Annotated in this window: 12 protein-coding genes; 5 read left to right on the top strand and 7 right to left on the bottom strand. The window is 59.8% G+C overall.

Annotated features, from left to right (window positions below):
- Positions 1–108: 108 nt before the first annotated feature.
- Complete coding sequence (locus U1A53_RS06170) at positions 109–999, bottom strand: RNA polymerase sigma factor RpoD/SigA (RefSeq protein WP_322279668.1); 891 nt, start codon at positions 997–999, stop codon at positions 109–111.
- 359 nt (positions 1,000–1,358) lie between these two features.
- Here U1A53_RS06170 and U1A53_RS06165 point away from each other — a divergent pair, with 359 nt between their 5' ends.
- From U1A53_RS06165 to U1A53_RS06155, 3 genes are read left to right on the top strand one after another with little or no spacing between them, the layout of a single operon-like run.
- On the top strand, positions 1,359–2,354 hold the full coding sequence (locus tag U1A53_RS06165; RefSeq protein ID WP_322279666.1) for an alpha-ketoacid dehydrogenase subunit beta: 996 nt from the start codon (positions 1,359–1,361) through the stop codon (positions 2,352–2,354).
- 42 nt (positions 2,355–2,396) lie between these two features.
- Complete coding sequence (locus U1A53_RS06160; protein WP_322279664.1) at positions 2,397–3,686, top strand: pyruvate dehydrogenase complex dihydrolipoamide acetyltransferase; 1,290 nt, start codon at positions 2,397–2,399, stop codon at positions 3,684–3,686.
- 44 nt (positions 3,687–3,730) lie between these two features.
- Positions 3,731–5,128 carry an arylsulfatase gene (locus tag U1A53_RS06155; protein WP_322279663.1) on the top strand — a complete coding sequence of 466 codons (1,398 nt, stop codon included), beginning with the start codon at positions 3,731–3,733 and terminating at the stop codon, positions 5,126–5,128.
- A gap of 12 nt (positions 5,129–5,140) precedes the next feature.
- On the opposite strand, the gene U1A53_RS06150 is transcribed toward U1A53_RS06155, so the two are convergent.
- Positions 5,141–6,148 (bottom strand): DUF3500 domain-containing protein, encoded by a 1,008-nt coding sequence (locus U1A53_RS06150; RefSeq protein WP_322279662.1) that lies wholly within the window; start codon positions 6,146–6,148, stop codon positions 5,141–5,143.
- Positions 6,149–6,226: 78 nt separating this feature from the next.
- On the opposite strand from U1A53_RS06150, the gene U1A53_RS06145 reads away from it, so the two are divergent.
- Positions 6,227–6,610, top strand: coding sequence for an MmcQ/YjbR family DNA-binding protein (locus U1A53_RS06145; protein ID WP_322279661.1), 384 nt, complete (start codon positions 6,227–6,229; stop codon positions 6,608–6,610).
- A gap of 48 nt (positions 6,611–6,658) precedes the next feature.
- On the opposite strand, the gene U1A53_RS06140 is transcribed toward U1A53_RS06145, so the two are convergent.
- From U1A53_RS06140 to U1A53_RS06120, 5 genes are read right to left on the bottom strand one after another with little or no spacing between them, the layout of a single operon-like run.
- The gene (locus U1A53_RS06140) at positions 6,659–7,720 is read right to left on the bottom strand and encodes an HD domain-containing protein (RefSeq protein WP_322279660.1); all 1,062 of its coding nucleotides are present in this window, start codon (positions 7,718–7,720) and stop codon (positions 6,659–6,661) included.
- Between the two features lie 47 nt (positions 7,721–7,767).
- Positions 7,768–9,186, bottom strand: coding sequence for a TonB-dependent receptor (locus tag U1A53_RS06135; RefSeq protein ID WP_322279658.1), 1,419 nt, complete (start codon positions 9,184–9,186; stop codon positions 7,768–7,770).
- A 9-nt stretch (positions 9,187–9,195) separates the two neighbouring features.
- On the bottom strand, positions 9,196–10,122 hold the full coding sequence (locus U1A53_RS06130) for an SAM-dependent methyltransferase (RefSeq protein WP_322279656.1): 927 nt from the start codon (positions 10,120–10,122) through the stop codon (positions 9,196–9,198).
- A 16-nt stretch (positions 10,123–10,138) separates the two neighbouring features.
- Positions 10,139–11,389: a valine--pyruvate transaminase gene (locus U1A53_RS06125; RefSeq protein ID WP_322279655.1), complete on the bottom strand. Its 1,251-nt coding sequence runs from the start codon at positions 11,387–11,389 to the stop codon at positions 10,139–10,141.
- On the bottom strand, positions 11,389–11,565 hold the full coding sequence (locus tag U1A53_RS06120; protein WP_322279654.1) for a DUF2452 domain-containing protein: 177 nt from the start codon (positions 11,563–11,565) through the stop codon (positions 11,389–11,391). Before U1A53_RS06120 ends, U1A53_RS06125 begins: the two co-directional genes overlap by 1 nt.
- 105 nt (positions 11,566–11,670) lie before the next feature.
- Between U1A53_RS06120 and U1A53_RS06115 the strand changes: the two genes are divergently transcribed.
- The gene (locus U1A53_RS06115; protein WP_322279653.1) at positions 11,671–12,222 is read left to right on the top strand and encodes an SHOCT domain-containing protein; all 552 of its coding nucleotides are present in this window, start codon (positions 11,671–11,673) and stop codon (positions 12,220–12,222) included.
- Positions 12,223–12,255 lie beyond the last annotated feature (33 nt).

Below are 12,255 nucleotides of genomic sequence, written 5' to 3'. Positions count from 1 at the left end.
GGACTCCCTGTTCCGCAGGAACAGGGCTACTTTGCGTTGCCAGCGCCTGCCGCAGCTCAATAAAAAAGCCGGAGTCGCAAGACTCCGGCTTCGTAATTGATGGGATTTTTAATCCTCGACAGCTTCGGCGGCGGCTTTTTTGCGCTTCTTCTTGCCACCGGCATTGCGCAACGCCTTCGGAATCGGGTCTTCCTTTTTCTGAAGGGCACGGCGCAGCTTGCGCAGCGCGATGTTTTGAAGCTGACGAATACGTTCGCGCGTCACGCCGAATTCCTGGCCGACTTCTTCGAGCGTGCGCGGCTTCTGGCCGGCGAGGCCGAAACGGGCGTCGATGATCTTGCGTTCGCGTTCGTCGAGAACAGTCAGCAGGCCATCGAGCTGGCTGTGCATGTTCTTATGCGAGAGCAGGTCGAACGGCGTCTGTGCGTTTTCATCGCCGACGATTTCGCCGAACTCGGTGCTGTCGTCGTCGCTGATCGGGGCGTCGAGCGAGGCAGGGCGCATGGAGGCGACCTTGAGCTGGCTCAGTTTGGCACGATCAATGCCGATTTCTTCGGAGAGTTCGTCGTCAGTGGGTTCGCGGCCGAGTTCTTCGGACATCGCCATGGCCACACGACGCATCTTGCTGATCTTGTCCACCATGTGGACAGGAAGGCGGATGGTCTTGGACTGGTTGGCGAGGGCGCGCTTGATGGATTGTTTGATCCACCAGGCGGCGTAGGTTGAAAGCTTGCCACCCTTGTTCGGGTCGAAGCGTTCCACGGCCTTCATCAGGCCGATGTTACCTTCGGAAATGAGGTCGAGAAGTGGTAGGCCGTAGTTGGCGTAATCTTGGGCGATCTTCACCACGAGGCGGAGGTTCGCACGAATCATGTGCGAACGGGCTTCGGGGTCGCCACGTTTGATGCGTTCGGCAAGCTCGACCTCCTGGTCGGGAGTCAGCAAGTCAGTCTTGCCGATCTCACGCAGGTAAATCTTAATGCCTCCGTCGAGTTCCATATTGAGCGTTCTAGGTGGGTAATACGATGCAAAGCGCAAAGTCTTTGCCCCCGGCCATGACGCAGGGGGTCGTCATAATATCAGACGATCCGGACTTCGCTCGTCTTTTTTGAGCAAGTTTACGGCCAGAAAGGGGGGATGAACTGGGCGAAAGTGGCACAGGCATTGAATTTGCAGCCTCCGTTCAACTAAAGTTTGAGGGCCGCGTCAACATCATTTCCAAAAAATATCAATATTTCCTAACAAAATAGGCCTGAACACGGCATTTTTCCCGCTTTCTGCTCCTGTTTCCCCGTCCCGAGCCCCCCGCTTGACACCGCCCCCACCTTCCCCGACTTACTGCCCCCTCAAAATCTGCCATGCCCCGCCGAATCACCTACCGCGACGCCATCCGTGAAGCCCTCGATGAAGAAATCGCCCGCGACCCCATGGTCGTGGTCATGGGGGAGGAAGTCGCCCAGTACAACGGCGCTTACAAAGTCACCCAGGGCCTCTGGGACAAGTGGGGTGACAAACGCCTCGTGGACACCCCCATCAGCGAGGCCGGCTTCATCGGCATGGGCATCGGTGCCTCCATGCTCGGCGTGCGCCCGGTGATGGAACTGATGTTCTGGAGCTTCTACACCGTTGCTTGGGACCAAATCGTGAACAACGGCGCGATGGTCCGCTACATGAGCGGCGGCAAGATCAACGTCCCCATCGTCATCCGCGGCCCGGCCAACGGCGGCACCAGCGTCGGTGCCACGCACAGCCACACGCCGGAAAACATCATGGCCAGCTTCCCCGGCATGAAATGCGTCTGCCCCAGCAACGCTTACGATGCCAAGGGCCTCATGAAAGCCTCCATCCGCGACAATGACCCCGTCATGTTCATGGAGAGCACCATCCTCTATGGTGCCGAGTGGGATGTGCCTTCCAATGACGAACTCCCCGGTGGCGAACTCTTTGTGCCACTCGGCCTCGCCGACGTGAAACGCGAAGGCACCGACATCTCCCTCATCGCCCACGGTCGCGCCGTCATCACTTGCCTCGAAGCCGCACGCATCCTCGAAGAAGAACACGGCATCAGCGCCGAAGTCGTTGATCTCCGCAGCATCCGCCCGCTGGATGAAGACACCATCCTCGAATCCGTCGCGAAAACGCACCGCGCCATCTACGTCGAAGAAAACAAGCCCTACTGCGGCATCGGTGCCCAGATCGCCTACATGATTCAGGAGCGCATCTTCGACGAACTCGACGCCCCCGTGCAGCGCGTGTGCAGTCTCGATTCGCCCGCCATCTACAGTCCGCCGCTCGAAGCACTGCAGATTCCGACGGCCGATGTCGTCGTCGCCAAAGCCTTGAGCATTCTCTGATCCGCCTCCTTCGCACTTCCAACTTTCAATCCTGATTTCGCCATGCCCAAATTCATCGAAATGCCCAAGCTCAGTGACACCATGACCGAGGGCACCCTCGCCAAATGGACCGTCAAGGAAGGGGACAAAGTCACCGTCGGCAAAGCCATCGCCGACATCGAGACCGACAAGGCCACCATGGAATACGCCAGCCCGTTTGAAGGCGTGCTGCACAAGTTCATCGCGCTGCCCGGCGGCAAAGTTCCGCTTGGTGCGCCGCTCGCCGTCATTCTCGAAGAAGACGAATCTGCACCAGCCAACCTCGACGAACTCATCGCCAAAGCCCAGGCCGCCGCGGCTCCAGCACCCGCTGCGGAGAAAAAACCCGCCGCTTCCGCCACCAAGGCCGCCAGCGTAGGTCCGCGCCTGCCTCTTGCGCCGCAGCACAAGAGCCGCGCTGCGTCTGGAAACGCCAACCTTCGCGTCAAAGCCTCCCCGCTTGCCAAAAAAATCGCCGCTGAACGCGGTATCGATCTCAACGCCCTCATCGGCACCGGCCCTGGCGGACGCATCGTCCGCGAAGACGTGGAGAACGCACCAGCCGGCGGTTCCAGCGCTCGTGTTGCTGCCACACCGGCGATTCGCCCCGTCATCGGCCCCGATGACGAACGCGTGCCCACCAGCAGCATGCGCAACATCATCGCCGAGCGCCTGCTCGCGTCGAAGACGCAGATCCCGCATTTCTACCTCCAGATGGAAGTCGATGCCGCGCCGCTCATGGAGTTCCGTGCACACCTCAACGCCGCCAATGAAAAAACCGGCGGCGTGAAGTACACCGTCAACGATTTCATCCTCAAGGCCGTCGTGCGTGCCGCGCAAGCCCAGCCCGCCATCAATGCCGCTTGGGATGGCGATGCCATCGTGAAATTCAAATCCGTCGGACTCAGCGTCGCCATCGCCATCGACGATGGTCTCGTCACGCCCGTCATCAAGCAGGCGGAGAAGAAAACGCTGCTCGAAATCAGCCAGAGCGTCAAAGACCTCGCCGGCAAGGCCAAGAACAAAAAACTCAGCCCCGACGACTTCGCTGGCGGCACCATCACTGTCTCCAATCTCGGCGCGTATGGCATCGACCAGTTCGCCGCCATCATCAATCCGCCTCAGGCCGCGATTGTGGCCATCGGCAGCATCCGCAAGGCCGCCGTCGTGAATGACAAAGGCCAGGTCGTCGCCGGTCAGCGCATGTGGGTCGGCCTCAGCGGCGATCACCGTGTCGTCGATGGTGCCGTCGCGGCCACCTTCCTCGCCGAAATGCGCAAGCTGCTGGAAAATCCGGCGCTGATGCTGGTGTGAGTTAATCGCAAGTCGGGTGATGTCCTGATCGTTTCAGCGCGGCCATGAAAACCGTGCTGCTCTCGCTTTTATTCGCCGCCTCCGCCTTTGCCTCTGATGCGGGGCGACCCAACATCGTCTTCCTGCTCGCGGACGATCTCGGACGTGCGGACTGCGGTTTCATGGGCGGGAAGGACATTCAAACGCCGCATCTCGACAAACTCGCGAAGGCGGGTGCGATTCTCGATCAATTCTACGTGCAGCCCGTGTGCTCACCGACGCGTGCGGCGTTGATGACCGGGCGTTACCCGATGCGCCACGGCTTGCAAGTCGGCGTGGTGCGGCCCTGGGCAGAGTACGGGTTGCCATTGGAAGAGCGTACGCTGCCACAAGCGCTGAAGGAGGCTGGTTATCAAACCGCCATCGTTGGCAAATGGCATCTCGGCACCTTCAAGCCGGATTATCTGCCAACGCAGCGCGGCTTTGATCATCAATACGGCCACTACAACGGTGCGCTCGATTACTTCACGCACATCCGCGACGACGGCTTCGACTGGCATCGCGATGACAAGGAGAATCGCGACGAGGGCTACTCGACCCATCTCATCGCGAAGGAATCGGTGCGGTTGATTCGTGAACGCGATGCGAAGAAGCCGCTGTTTCTCTATGTGCCCTTCAATGCTGTGCATGGCCCTTATCAGGTGCCGGACGAGTATTTGAAGCCGTATGCTCAGCTCAAAGGCAACCGCCAGAAATACGCGGGCATGCTCGCCGCGATGGACGAGGCCGTGGGGCAGATCGTGGCGGCGATTGATGAGGCAGGCCTGCGCAAGAACACGCTCTTCATCTTTTCCAGCGACAACGGCGGCCCCAGCCCCGGCCAGATCACCGACAACGGCCCGCTGCGTGTCGGCAAAGGCACGCTTTACGAAGGTGGCACACGCGTCGTGGCCTTCGCGACCTGGGACGGTGTGATCAAACCCGAAAGCAAGGTCACCGCCGCGCTGCACATGGTGGACTGGTATCCCACGCTGCTGAAACTCGCCGGCGCATCGCTGGAACAAAAACTCCCGCTCGATGGTCGTGATGCCTGGCCGGCGATCACGCAAGGGGCGGCTTCACCGCACGAGTTCATCCTGCTGAACACCACACCGAACAACGGTGCCATCCGCATGGGCGACTGGAAACTCGTGATGGGCGGCAACATCACCGACAGCGAAGAAGGCGGCGAAGCGAAGGCGAAGAAGGGTAAAAAGAAAACCGCAGTCAAAGCTGCGAACGTGGAACTCTTCAATCTTGCCACCGATCCGCACGAGAAGACGAACCTTGCATCTTCAAATACCGAAAAAGCCGCTGAACTACGCGCGAAGCTAAACGAACTGGCCGCGCAGGCAGTTCCGCCGAAAAGCGCGCCAAAGGCCGCGGATTTCAAAACACCGCGAGTCTGGGGACAGGCCGAATGAGGCTCGCAGTTCTCACATGATGGAGTTCTGATACGAGTTTAGCTTCACCGACGCATCATCGGCCACATTCACCCACACATGCACGTGTGGGCGACCGCGGAAGTACCAGACGAATGACGGGCCTTCGATGCGCCAGTTGTCATAAACACCGTCGTCGCCGAGATCGCCCTCTTTGTAAAACGCGAGACTGCAATGATCGAGTCCACCCTGCGCGGTGAGGCATTTCATCGCCTCGTCTTGGTCTGATTTGCGAAACGGCTCCAGCAGGTGGTTGAGGATGCGCTGGAGTTCCGCTTTCTGATCAGCAGCGAACTCGGACACGGGACAGCCGGGGAATCCGCCGTCCTTGCCTTTGAATCCCACGAGTTCCTCGGTCGGCATACCCTGCGTGACGAGCGCGAGCGCCTGATGCTTCGCGTCGAGCACATGGTAGAGCTTGTTGGCCTCCAGTGCCTGATGCCAGAAGACGTTGTGCGGGTGATTCGGTTTCTCGTAGAGCGCATCGCCTTCGTGCGCATAGAGAATCGGGCCGCCAAAGGCCACATGCTCGGAGCTGTCGCCATCACAACGCAGCGTCATGTGCCGGCTGCTTAGCACGAACTCAAACTTGCCGCTGCCCGGTTCGCCGAAGATCGCGATGCCCTGCTTGTTGCCGAAGCCGCCGATGTCGTCATCGAGCTGCTTGTCGAAACGTTCGTGCCATTCGGGTGCCGTGATGCCCTCGAAGATGGTACGGATCATCGCCTGCTGATCAGCGGTGAAGAACTCGCTCTTGATCGCCGGCTTGGTGATGCGCCAGTTGTTTTCCAGGCGCGTGCGCAGCAGGCCGCGCTTTGGGTCCACATAATCCCACGCAAAGCAGACTTCCTTCCTCTGCTCCGGCTTCAGGGATTCATAGAGCAGCTTCACGACCGACTCCGGTGCTGCAGGTGCGGCAAACAACGGTCGCGGCGCTGCGGTGAGAGCCGCCAATGATGCGGTGGAACGAAGAAACGACCGGCGGCTCAATTTGGCATTCATGGCGCGAGACTATCGGAACGGCGAAGTTGGGGCAAGACTGTTGATCGGAAGGCAGGGCGGATGTTAGGTCATCGCATCATGGACCTGCCCGATGTCATCGCCCATTGCCTCAGTCTGCCCGGCGCGGAGGAAACGACGCCCTTTGGACCCGAGGCGCTGGTGTACAAAGTCGGCGGCAAGATGTTTGCCGTCACCGTGCCGGAGGATTATCCCGCACGCATCAATCTCAAGTGCGATCCCGAACGCGCCATCGAACTGCGCGACGAACACAAGGCCATCAAACCCGGCTGGCACATGAACAAGCGCCACTGGAACACCGTCGTGCTCGATGGCAGCCTGCCACCGAAGCTCGTGCGCGAGTTGGTCGAGCATTCGTATCAGCTCGTACTCGATGCTTTGCCGAAGAAGGCGAGGGAGCAATTAAAAGCGAAGAAACCTTCCCGAAGGGGTGGAAGAAAATAGATATGGCCCCTCCTGGATCACTTCATTCACTCATCCGAGCCGGCGATTTCACTCCGGCATCGGCAGATGCACCGGTGGCAGCGGCGCGATGATGTTCACGGGCCACGGCACAAATTTCTCGATGATGCCGGGGGCCAGTTCTTTGCCGCCTTCATAGGCACGGCGGAACATTTCGAGCTTGGCGTCGATGTTATCGACGTGATGCAGCGCAATCGCCTCGGGCGTCTTGGGAAGCACAGGGGAGCCGAACTCATGGGTTCCGTGATGCGCGGCGATGAGGTGCAACAGGTGCAGACGCACAGTTTCGGACGCGGGTTCGAGCGTGGTCCATTCCGCCGCCGCTGGTGTGTCCAGCATGTCCCGCCACATCTTGTTCACCAGCTCCAGACCGAGCGGAATGTGGCCGAGCATCTCGGCGGTGAGGTTGTAGGGCATGGTGAAGCCGGATTCGGCATACGCATTCTCCCAAAGCTTGCCGCAATCGTGAAACAACACGCCAGCGATCATCAAATCGCGATTCAAGTTCGGATAAACCCCCGCAATCGCCATCGCACAGCGCATCATTTGCGCCACATGCTCCACCAAGCCACCACGGCGTGCGTGGTGGTTCCGGCGCGCAGCACCGGTGCGGCGGAAACGCTCTCCGTGACGCTCCAGAAACGCCGAGCAGAGCTTCAGCAACCGTGGATCGCGAATGGACTCGATGAAGGCCACGATGTCGGCGTAATCCGCCTGTTGGCGTGTGGCGAGATCAGGATCGCCGAGCAGCAAGGTGCTTGTTTCGTCCCCCGAAAGCGGCCGCAATTGCACCTGACGTGGTTCGAGGCCGTACTTGCCGTCCACCCACTGCCCGGCGAGCTGGATGAAGGTGTTGCGCGTGAGTTTGGCCGCTTCGTGAAACAGCGGGTTATTGTCAAAAACGCGCCAGACGAATGAATCGCCGCCATCGACGAGTTTGACCTCGAAAAACGGGCTGCCGGAACTCGTGGTCTTCTCCAGGCGCGATTCGATCTGCAAGTGCAGCCGGTAAGGCTGCGGCGTTTGATTCGCGACCTGCCTAAGTTGCGTGATCGTGATCAGGTCGAGATCGCTGGCGAGGGTGTCTTCCATGCGGGCAGCTTGGCCGCAGAGCATGCAAATCGTCAAGAACGAAGCCGTTACATCGCGGGCTCTGCAATTTCCTTCCACGGACCTTGCTTGAGGACGATGTCGGGGACGAGGGATTGCCACTGGGAATCGCGTGAGTGGATCATGTTGCGGACTTCGGCGCTGGTATGGAACAGGAAGTCGTGATTGGGCTCTTCCAACGGGCGCACGCATTGGGTTTGGATGAGATAGCGCAGGAGATGCTTCTGCTCGGGGGTGACGCGGGCGTCGTTCACACCAAGGATCTGGCCGGTCATGGGATTGCCCATGGGATAGACATAAACGCGAACCTGGTTTTTGAAGAGGCGGCCAAAGGCTTCGAGCAGGCCGCCTTCGAGGTCGGTACACCAGCGTTCGTTGAACAATTCTTGGAACAAGGGCAGGCCGAGCACGATGCCGATGGGGCACTGCGTGTGGCGGGCGAGGTAGCTGCTGACGCGGTGAAATTCGGGGTATTTGGAGATGAGCACGTTTTTGCCGAGCGCCTGAAGGATGTCGGCACGAGCGAGGAAATCGCTGTCCGGCACTTCCGCTCCACTGGCGAGGAGGTTGTGCATGGTGATCTCGAGGATCTCGATGTTGTCGCGGGCTTCATCGCCGAAGTCGGCCTGAAAGGCGGCTTGGCCGCGCTCGATCATGTCGAGATTGAGCTTGGTGATAGGATCGAAGCTGCCGCGTTTGAGGAAGACGGGTTTTTTCCACAGGACATCGGAGGCCTGCCAGATTTCGCCGTTGGCACCGAACAAGGCGGCATCAGCCAGGCCGAGGCGCACGAGTTTCAACGCGACGAGGCGGTCCTGATACTCATGCGCGGTAAAGGCGGGGCCACTGAAGTCGATCATGTCGATCTCGACGCGTTTGCGGGTGAGGTCATCGAGCAGGCTTTGGAGGAAGGCGGGCAGGTCATCGCGCAGATGGAAGGCGGCGTAGAGGAGATTGACGCCAAGTTTGCCGAGCGCATCGGACTGACGCGCGTTCGAGTCATCCAGGAGCCGCACATGCATCTGAATGTCGTTGCTGGGACCGCCGGGTACGGTTTGAAAGCGGAGGCCGATCCAGCCATGGCACTCTTCTTTGGTGTCACGATAGGACTTTGCGCGCACGGTGTCGGCGAGCGTGAAGAAGGTGGTGGTGGTGCAACGCTTCGCGTTCAACCGCTGGATGAGCATCGGGTATTCGTGCTCCAACATGTCGCACATGCGCTTGCGCGAGACGTAACGGCTGCATTTGCCGTAGATCTCGTCGCTGATGATCATGTCGTAGGCGGACATGGTCTTGGCGACGGTGCCTGAGGCTCCACCGGCACGGAAGAACCAGTTGGCGATCTCCTGTCCGGCACCGATCTCGGCGAAGGTGCCGTAGATGGTGTGTGCGAGATTGATCTTGAGCGCTTTCTCAAGCGTGCCGGGGCGGTCGGTGGCGGAATTCATGCGGTTGAATCATGATGCGCATGCCAGGCGGCGATGCACGAGGCATTTGAAAGCGCTTCCGGCACCGTCAGGGTCGAGGAGCTGTGCTGGGGGCGCGTGTGGGCGGAGAAATTCGGCGAGGGTTTGCCGGGAGGCTTGTTCGAGGCCGAGTTCGCGCAGCCAGGCGGCGTAGTCGGTGAAGTTGATGTCGGCGGTGATGTCCTGGCGGCCGGGATTGGCATAGATATCGGTTCCGGTGAGTCTTTGATGGAGGAGATAAGCACGCAGCGTGCCGTGTGGCCGACGATGGTAGAGACGGGGGAAATCATCACCGTAGTCGATGGTGAGCATGGCTCCGCTTTTCCAATGCGGCGTCCAGCGGCGAAGCCAGTTTCTGATGCTGGGGTGGAATTCACAACGCTGCCCGTCTTTGAATGTGGCATGACGAAGGACGCTGAAGAACGCTGCGTCGAGATGGTGCTGATGAAGGGCTTCGGGCACCCAGACTTCGAGCCAGCGCTGTTCCGCAGCGTTCCACTGCACGAGCGTGGCGGGAAAGGCGTCGAGCAACTCGTTGTGGTAGATGAAGGCGTGACCCTGAGCTTGGTCGAGAGCGGATTCGAGATCGTTGTGCCAGTGGATTTTGCCTCCAAGACGCTTCTGCTGCTGTTCGCGGAGCACGGTCGAGGTTTCGACGATGTGGAAGGTGTAGGGGCGACGTTTCCACCAACCGAGGGATTGGCGAAAGGAGGCCATGAGTGATCCATCACCTGCTCCGATTTCGATGATGTGGCGGATGTGCGGCTGAATTCGCGATTCGGATTTGAACCAGGCCGCGATAGCGCTGCCGAGGCTAGGCGAGAGCGTGGAGGATGTGGCAAAATCGCCGCTTCTGCCGACGGTGCGAATATGGCGCGTGTAGTAGCCGCGTTCGGGATCGAACAGTGCCCGGGCCATGAAAGCCGAGAACGGCTCAGAAGCTGCGGATGATTTCATCGGCGATGATTTCAAGGCCTTCGCGGACGATGTGCTGCGGCTGCGAGTAGGTAAGGCGCAGACATTCGTGCGGATGACGCCACTCTTGGTCGATACCGTAGGCGAAGTAGTGGCCGGGGATGACGAGCACTTTGCGCTCTTTGAGCCGCCGATACAGCTCGGCGGCGGTGATGGGCAGACCGTTGATCCAAAGCCAGAGGAAGAAGGCGCCTTCCTGCGCATGCAAAGCCCAAGGGACGCGGTCACCGAGTGCGTTGGCGAGAACAGATTTGGCGAAGTCGGAGCGATCGCGGTAGAAGGGGCGGATGATTTCGGGGCCGAGCTTGATGAGCGTGTCGTCTTTGAGCAGCGGCATGAGGAGCGCCTGACCGAGATTGCCATTCGCGAGGGAGACGATGGCGTTCATGTTCGACAAAGCCTTCACGATGTGCGGATCGGCAACGATCATGGCGGTGCGCACACCGGGGAGGCCAACCTTGCTCATGCTGATACTGAAGATCATTCCGGGCTGCCACTTCGGCTGGAAGCCGTTGTGGATGACGCCGGGGAACGGGTGGCCGTAGGCGTTGTCGAGGATGAGCGGGATCCCGTGCGCTTCGCTGAGAGCATGGAGGCTGTCGAACTCGTTTTGGGTGAGGACATTGCCGGTGGGATTCGTGGGACAGCTCACGCACATGGCGGCGACGTCTGGCGTGATGCGCAGGCGATCGAAATCGACGTGGTATTTGATTTCGTGCGGCGCGGTTTCAACGATGCGCGGCAGGCAGGCGGTGAACTGGCCTTCGGTGAGTGACTGATTGGCGTAACCGATGTATTCGGGCAGCAGCGGAAAGAGAATGCGGCGTTTGGAAGAGCCGGTCTGGCCTGCGAGGAGATTGAACAGCAGAAAGAACGCGCTCTGACTGCTGGGCATCACGGCGATGTTCTCCTGCGTGACATTCCAACCGCATTCACGCTGAAGGAAGGCGGCGAAGGCTTCGCGGAAGATGGGATTGCCGCCGGGCGGGTCGTAGTTGAGCAGCGTGCGGTCGATGCTGCCGTCGTCGAGCATCGCTTGCATGCGTTCGCGCCAGAGCTGCTGCACCTGGGGAATCGCCGCAGGCTGGCCCCCGCCGAGCATGCGCATGTCTGGATGTGTGGTGAGCGCGGCCCCGCAGTCATCCATGAGCTCCTGGATGCCACTGGGGCCCGCGAGACGCATGCCGATGTCTGAGAAAGTGGTTTGCATCAGCTTGTGACGATGGGGTGCCCCTGATTACGGATGTTGAAGCTGGAGACGGTTTTTTTAATCTGCCAGCGTCTGTCAGTATTGAGACGAGAACTGCCGATCCAGCGTTGGTGCCATTCCTCGGGTGCAATCATGCTAAGCTGGCGTTCGCCTTCGGCTTCGTAAAGATGATGCATAGGGGTCCAAAACGGCGGCGATGTCTGTCATAGGGTGGGAGGGAGGGCGCAGGATGCAACGGTCTTTGAATTGAAAAGGGGCGACTGTTGTCATAATCTACAGCCATGAAGATCGTTTCAACCATTCTAGCAGCAGCCATGCTCTCCGGACTGCTCGCCTCCTGTGCCTCGTCCACGATGGACAGTACGCCGACTCTCGCGGAACTGACCGCCTATGAAAAGGTGGTCCATGCCAGATACCAAGGCGAGTATGATGCCATCGAACGACAGCGTGCCAGCGGTGCTATCAGCAAGGCGGAGTATGAAGAACGAAAAGGCAAACTCGACGCCAAGGTCGCCGAGCAAGTGAACGACGCCGCATGGAATAAACATTTCCTCGCCGAGTCCGAACGCAAGGCGGACGGGGTGCCCACACCAGACGCGCCGGTGGCACTCAATCCGGGATCCACGCAGGGGGAATCATTCTATCGTCCCTCAAATCAAAATTTTGGGCAGGTCACTGGACAGAGCGGGTCCGCCGGGATGGGCAGCATCCGTGCCGTCAACGAGCAGTTCGGCAATGCCCAAGCCACTCGAAATGATGCGATCTCCGCAGGTGGCACCTACCTCTCACAACCACCTCCGGGTTCCATCTATGATGAGAATGTACGGCGGTAGGGTCCGTTCGGGCGGCTCAGGATTTCCCGCCCA

The organism is Prosthecobacter sp. (genome assembly GCF_034366625.1).
Lineage (GTDB): Bacteria > Verrucomicrobiota > Verrucomicrobiia > Verrucomicrobiales > Verrucomicrobiaceae > Prosthecobacter.
The sequence above is the reverse complement of the archived record's forward strand: the minus strand, read 5'-3'. Positions and strand labels throughout refer to the sequence as shown.